At 56.0% G+C, this 6,099-nt stretch carries 5 protein-coding genes; 3 read left to right on the plus strand and 2 right to left on the minus strand.

The window, feature by feature from the left end; all coding sequences use genetic code 11:
* Window positions 1-81 precede the first annotated feature (81 nt).
* The gene (locus VFE46_11735) at window positions 82-2,490 is read left to right on the plus strand and encodes a hypothetical protein (GenBank protein HZZ28664.1); all 2,409 of its coding nucleotides are present in this window, start codon (window positions 82-84) and stop codon (window positions 2,488-2,490) included.
* 57 nt (window positions 2,491-2,547) lie between these two features.
* On the opposite strand, the gene VFE46_11740 is transcribed toward VFE46_11735, so the two are convergent.
* Window positions 2,548-3,417: a DNA-binding domain-containing protein gene (locus tag VFE46_11740; protein HZZ28665.1), complete on the minus strand. Its 870-nt coding sequence runs from the start codon at window positions 3,415-3,417 to the stop codon at window positions 2,548-2,550.
* Window positions 3,418-3,431: 14 nt separating this feature from the next.
* Window positions 3,432-4,364: a DUF692 domain-containing protein gene (locus tag VFE46_11745; protein HZZ28666.1), complete on the minus strand. Its 933-nt coding sequence runs from the start codon at window positions 4,362-4,364 to the stop codon at window positions 3,432-3,434.
* 209 nt (window positions 4,365-4,573) lie between these two features.
* On the opposite strand from VFE46_11745, the gene VFE46_11750 reads away from it, so the two are divergent.
* Both VFE46_11750 and VFE46_11755 read left to right on the plus strand, forming a co-directional pair.
* Entirely contained in the window at window positions 4,574-5,035 is a 462-nt protein-coding gene (locus VFE46_11750; protein HZZ28667.1) for a RidA family protein, read from the plus strand.
* Window positions 5,036-5,078: 43 nt separating this feature from the next.
* On the plus strand, window positions 5,079-6,099 hold a 1,021-nt coding region (locus VFE46_11755; protein ID HZZ28668.1), incomplete at its 3' end, for an FIST N-terminal domain-containing protein.

A 6,099-nucleotide genomic window follows, 5' to 3' on the forward strand; every position in this document is an offset into this window, starting at 1 on the left:
CGAAAGCTTAAAGCTTGCGGTAAACCTGCTCCAATTGTTCACCTTGAGGCGAGCGAGGTTGCTTGCCCACTTTGTTTTTCCATGAGCACACCATCACGCGGCGCTTGGCTGGCCCTGAATTTTGCGGCCACGATTTTTGTCAGTGCATTTTTGCTGTTTCAAATTGAGCCACTGGTCAGCAAGTACATTTTGCCCTGGTTCGGCGGCACGCCGGCGGTGTGGACAACTTGTTTGTTGTTTTTCCAAACGCTGCTGTTCGGCGGCTATGCTTACGCACATTTCAGCCAAATGTGGCTAAAGCCCAAGCAGCAAGCGCTAGTTCACCTGGCATTGATGATCGCGGCGCTGGTGTTTTTGGTTGTTCTCGGCGCGGTCCCCGGCGAGGCCTGGAAACCGACCGACAGCTTGCAGCCGGTGGGGAAAATTTTAACGCTGCTGGCCGCCAGCGTGGGCTTGCCGTTTTTTGTGCTCTCTTCGACCGGGCCGCTGATTCAGGCCTGGTTTGCCCGGGCCTATCCGGGCCGAATTCCGTACCGACTGTATGCCTTATCGAATGTGGGCTCGCTATTGGCGCTATTGAGCTATCCGTTTTTCTTCGAGCGCATTTGGAGCGTGCCGGAGCAAGCCACGTTTTGGTCGGTTGGATTTTATTTGTATGCGGCGCTGTGTGGCTGTGCCGCCATTGTCATCGGATTTGCACTGCACTGGACCGAAAGTTCCGCGACTGATCCAAATGTGACCGATTTGCATAGCGCCAACCCCGTGGCGATGGATGTGCCCGCTCAAGCCACTGCGGCCAGCGAAGTCAGTGCATTAGCGGCAGATTTGCACAACCTGGCGGCGCCCACGCTCTGGCGGCGCATGATGTGGCTCGTGCTGCCGTGCTTTGCCTCGGTCGCTTTGTTGGCCATCACCAACCATGTGTGCACCGACGTGGCGGTGATTCCGTTTTTGTGGGTCGTGCCGTTGTCGCTGTATTTGGTGACGTTCATTATTGCCTTCGATCATCCGCGCTGGTATCGGCCCGTGCTGACGGCCCTGTTTACCATGCTGGCGATTTATTTCGTGGCGATGGTGTTTCACAACGGTCAGTCGGAAGTCGAGCTGTACGATTGCGGCACGCCGGGAAAAATTGCCCATTACGTGAAGTATCACCGCTTTACCGACGATGATTTGCCGGAAGCGGAACGGCCGGAATCGCCGAGCCTGGAATTGGGGTTCCTGACGTACGCGGGCCTGAACTTTGCGGCGCTATTGGGCGTTTGCATGTTGTGCCACGGCGAGCTGTTCCGGCTGCGGCCGCATCCGCGCTATTTGACGGGTTACTACTTGATGATTTCGGCCGGCGGCGCGCTGGGAGGCGTCGCGGTGACTTTGCTGGCGCCGCGGTTTTTTGTCACGTTTTTTGAGTGGAATTTATCGCTCTTTTTGGGATTTGTGCTGGCCAGTTGGCTGATTTTGCGCGGAATTTTGTCGGCATTCAGCGGCCGTGCAGCAGGCAGCACCGCGCGCACTTGGAGCATTGGGCATTCCCTCGGCGCGTTGGCGCTGGCTCTGCCGGTGCTGCTGGTAACGGGCGTGGGAATTTTTGATATTTGCGCTTATTTTCAGCCACGGATTGAGCAGCACGAAGAAATCCTGTTGCAGAAACGAAATTTCTTCGGCACGCTGCGGGTGGATGCGCGAAAAACGAACCAGCCTGAGAACGAAATTCATGTGTTGAATCATGGCCGGATTACGCACGGGCTGCAATATGTTAGCGAAGATCGCCGCCACATACCGACTACTTATTACGCTCCGGAAACCGGCGTGGGCCGGACCATTGGCTTTTATCGCGAAAATAAAAACGTGCATGGGCTGCAGATTGGAGCCGTGGGTTTGGGCACCGGCACCTTGGCGGCCTATGCCGATCAGGGAGATTCGATTCGTTTTTACGAAATCAATCCGAATGTGATTGAAATTACCGAGCCCGGCGAATATTTCACGTATTTGAAAGACTGCCGCGAGCGCGGCGCTAAATGCGAAATTGAATTGGGGGACGCTCGGTTGACACTGGAGCGTGAATTAAAGGAAGGCCATCCGCAAAAATTCCACGTGCTAGTGCTCGATGCGTTTAGCGGCGACGCCATTCCGGTACATTTACTGACACAGGAAGCATGCCAATCGTACGTCGATCAAATCGCCAAGGATAGTGGAGATGCCGATGGCGCCATTGCCGTGCACATTACCAATCGCTATGTAGATTTAGAGCCCATTGTGCTGGGGTTGGCCGAGCATTTTAGACTCGACCATGTATTGATCATCAACAACGGCGGCGATAACCAAATGTACCGTTCCGACTGGATGATTCTCAGCCACAATCGGGATTTAATTGCCGCACTATCTCAGTATGGCGAGCCACCCCCCGAAGAGCGCGACCCCAAGGAGCCGAAAAAGAAGCCCATTTTGTGGACTGACGGCAAAAGCAATTTATTCGATGTGTTGAAGTAAGAAGCGGTTAGCAATTAGCATTTGGAAACCATTCTGTTTCCGGCTAACTGCTAATCGCTAACCGCTAATTGCTACTCGTTCAAACATCGGCGCTGCGGTCCATGCGTGGAACCATTCGTGCATGTCAGCAGCAAGCTGCTCGATTTCCCCGGAATAGACCGCGGAGGCGGCGCTGACGGCATCTCCCACGGTTTGGCCGCATCGCAGAGCATCGAGCAGCACGAATTGCGGCCGGCTAAGCTCGTAACGCCGCACAACATAATCGCGCCTGGTAAGCGCTAGCCACGAGTTTTGTGGCTGCGGAATTTCCACGGCGTGATTTGCATTCTCGGTGGCCTTCATGGCCGTGTAATAATCGTGCAAGGGAAATCGCAGGGACAATAGGCGCACGCAGGGCGCGATTGACAACCGTGCCTGCGGCCAACGCTGGGCGTCGATCGCCAACAAATCTGCGTGCGAAATGGGAAGCGTTGCCTCCAAGCCCGGCCCGTCAAAAACTTCGCTGATCGTACGCTCCAGTTGGGCCAGGTCGATCAGAAAATCGATCCAATCGCTGTTGGTCTGCTTGACTCCGCCGGCAGGCGCCGGCCGTGAGTCGTTCAAAAATTGCACGAAATCCGCCCCCAATTGATTTAATGTGTAACTGTGCGACGGATGCCGCTGTAAATAGGCCACGGCGAATTCCGCGAACGCTTCGTCTCCGACCGTGCGATTAAAGACAGGAAACTCCGCTTGCAGGCATTCAATTAATCGGGCGTGATAGGCATTGGCGTAAATTGCCAATCGCTCGACGCTGGATTGGCGAAGAGAAGGCTCGACAATTTGCTCCACTTGAGCCGGCGCTGCCAATCCGGCTTCTACACCCAGCGGATGCGTGATGACCGATTGCATCCAGCGCTGCACGTTTTGAAGGGATTGCTGTTTCATCTGGTTTGCGGAGTTCACTCCACGTCGGCTAGCACCAACGTCGCCGGATGCGGCGGCGTGCCAGCGGCTTGCTGATGGGGTTGTGGAACATTGCGAAGGCGGTTGTTCGATGCGGGAAAGTTGGCTGTCATATATTGCCGGGCTTTGAGAATTTCAGCGTGCACGACGGGAAACGGTGGAATTTTGGCATCCCACTCCAACAGCGATGCCACGCCGCCGGTTTTTTCGTGCGCCAAGCGGTACAGTTCCCATACGGGATCAACCACGTGGTTGTCGTGCGTATCGAGCAAGTGTGTAGGCCGCGACGCGTGGCCGGCCAGGTGCATTTGCACAATCCGCGGGTACGGCAAGTTGCCAATGTATTCCGCAGGGTCGAAATCGTGATTGATGCTCGACACGTACACGTTGTTCACATCGAGCAGCAAGCCGCAATTGGTTTCCTCCGCCACGCAGGAAAGAAATTCCCATTCGCTCATGCTCGAGGCGGCAAACGTGACGTAACTGCTGGGGTTTTCCAGAACCAGCGGCCGCTCCAAATAATCTTGCACCGTGTGCACGCGCTGCACCACATGTCGCAAGGTTTCCTCATTAAACGGCAGCGGCAGCAAATCGTGCGTGTTCAGGCCCAGCACGCCGGTCCAGCACAAATGGTCGGAAATCCAACCGGCTTTCACTTCCTGGGCCAGCCGTTTCAGCTTCGCCAAATAATCGAAATTGAGCGGATCGGTGCTGCCAATGGAAAGCGACACGCCGTGCATCACCACCGGGTAGCGCTCGGCAATTTGCTCCAGAACGTAGCGCGGCCGACCCTGCGAATCGATAAAATTTTCCGAAATGATTTCGAACCAATCGACCGTTGGGCAGTGCTGCAAAATGTGAGAAAAATGCACACTCCGCAATCCTACGCCCAGGCCGAGGTTGGGAAATCCAAGTCGCGGCACAGTCATGAAACAATCCATCGATAAAAACAAAATGGCGCCGGGCTACATGCCCTATACGGCGTGCTGCCGTTACCGCAGTATATGAAATGATTGCCGAGTTCGCATCTTTCCAGAACAGCCATTAAAAGATATTGTGAAGGTGCATCGGAGCCAGGGCCAATCCATAACGATTGCAGGCGATCGTCGTCAAAAACTTTTTCGTCTCAGAGAATTGCATGAGTGCTGAAGCCCGATTGATCGAACTGCAAATTCAACTTCCCCCCGCGCCCAAGCCTGTGGGACTTTACAAGCCGGTGGTCGTTTGCGAAAAATGGGCGTACCTATCGGGGCATGGCCCGCTACGGGCCGACAAATCGCTGATTACCGGCCGCGTGGGGGCGGATTTAGATTTGAAAGCCGGACAAGCTGCCGCGCGCCAAACCGGTTTGGCAATTTTGGCATCACTGCGCGAAGCCTTGGGAAGCCTCGATCACGTCCAGCGAATCGTAAAAACATTTGGGTTGGTAAATTGCACGGCAGACTTCCATCAACAGCCGGCGGTGCTCAACGGCTTTAGCGAGTTGATGGCCGAAGTGTTCGGCCCCGATGCCGGCGTCGGAGCCCGCAGCGCCGTGGGAGCCATCGCGTTGCCGGGAAACATGGCGGTCGAAGTGGAAGCGATTTTTGAAATCGGTTAGCGCATTGATTTTAAGATTCACGCGCACGCAGAAGAGTACAACCATGATGCAACCCGGGCCCGCCCGAGCGCAATTTTCCGCCGCACTTTCCACCGCGCCGGAAACCACGGCGGCTGTCGATGAAGTTTGCCGCAAAGCGCTCTCTCAATTAGGAGCCAAGCCCGATTTAGCTCTGGTATTTGTCTCGCCCGATCATCGCCAGTCCTTGGACCAAGTGGCCGCGCAGGTGTGCCAAGCCATTGGCTCGGAAATGCTGTTGGGCTGCACCGGCGAATCGATCATTGGCAAAAACCGCGAATACGAGTCGCAGCCAGCTATCTCGCTGTGGTTGGCGGTCTTGCCCAACACGAACGTAAAATTGATGCACCTCAATTTCGAGCAGACCCGAGAAGGAAGCATTTTTACGGGTTGGCCCGCCGATTTACCCGACACCTGGCCTGGCGGAACGGCGATGTTACTGTTGGGCGAACCGTTCAGCTTTCCAGCGGACGAAATTGTACGGCGACTGAACGAAGACCGCCCCGGCGTGCCGGTGTTAGGCGGCATGGCATCTGGCGGCGTGGCGCCGGGCGAAAATCTGCTGGTGCTGGGTCCTGGCCAGCGAACGGAAGGAGCGGTGGCCGCCCTGATTTACGGCCGCGTCCGAATTCGCAGCGTGGTGTCGCAAGGTTGCCGGCCCGTGGGCAAGCCGTATGTGATTACGCGGGCAGATTCCAACGTAATTCAAGAACTCGGCGGAGTGCCGCCGCTGGTGCGATTGCAGGAGGTATTCCAAACGCTAACGGAGCAGGAAAAGCTGCAAGCGCGGCGCGGGTTGCACGTGGGCCGGGTGCTGAGCGAATATCAAGATGAATTTCATCGCGGCGATTTTATTGTGCGCAACGTGATTGGGGCTGATCCCAATTCCGGAGCCATTTCCATCGGCGATTACATGCGCACCGGGCAGACCGTGCAGTTTCACATTCGCGATGAGGTGACCGCCGACGAGGATTTGCGACATTTGCTGCGAACCGCCGTCATGAGCGGCGGCGAGCCAGCGCCGGCTGGCGCGCTGTTATTTACGT

Source organism: Pirellulales bacterium, assembly GCA_035656635.1.
GTDB lineage: Bacteria > Planctomycetota > Planctomycetia > Pirellulales > JADZDJ01 > DATJYL01.

What these genes read in the sequence shown, in the direction of transcription:
- VFE46_11745 (HZZ28666.1), bottom strand. Translation starts at nt 4,364, where the DNA reads ATGACTGTGCCGCGACTTGGATTTCCCAACCTCGGCCTGGGCGTAGGA.
- VFE46_11740 (HZZ28665.1), bottom strand. Translation starts at nt 3,417, where the DNA reads ATGAAACAGCAATCCCTTCAAAACGTGCAGCGCTGGATGCAATCGGTC.
- VFE46_11750 (HZZ28667.1), top strand. Translation starts at nt 4,574, where the DNA reads ATGAGTGCTGAAGCCCGATTGATCGAACTGCAAATTCAACTTCCCCCC.
- VFE46_11735 (HZZ28664.1), top strand. Translation starts at nt 82, where the DNA reads ATGAGCACACCATCACGCGGCGCTTGGCTGGCCCTGAATTTTGCGGCC.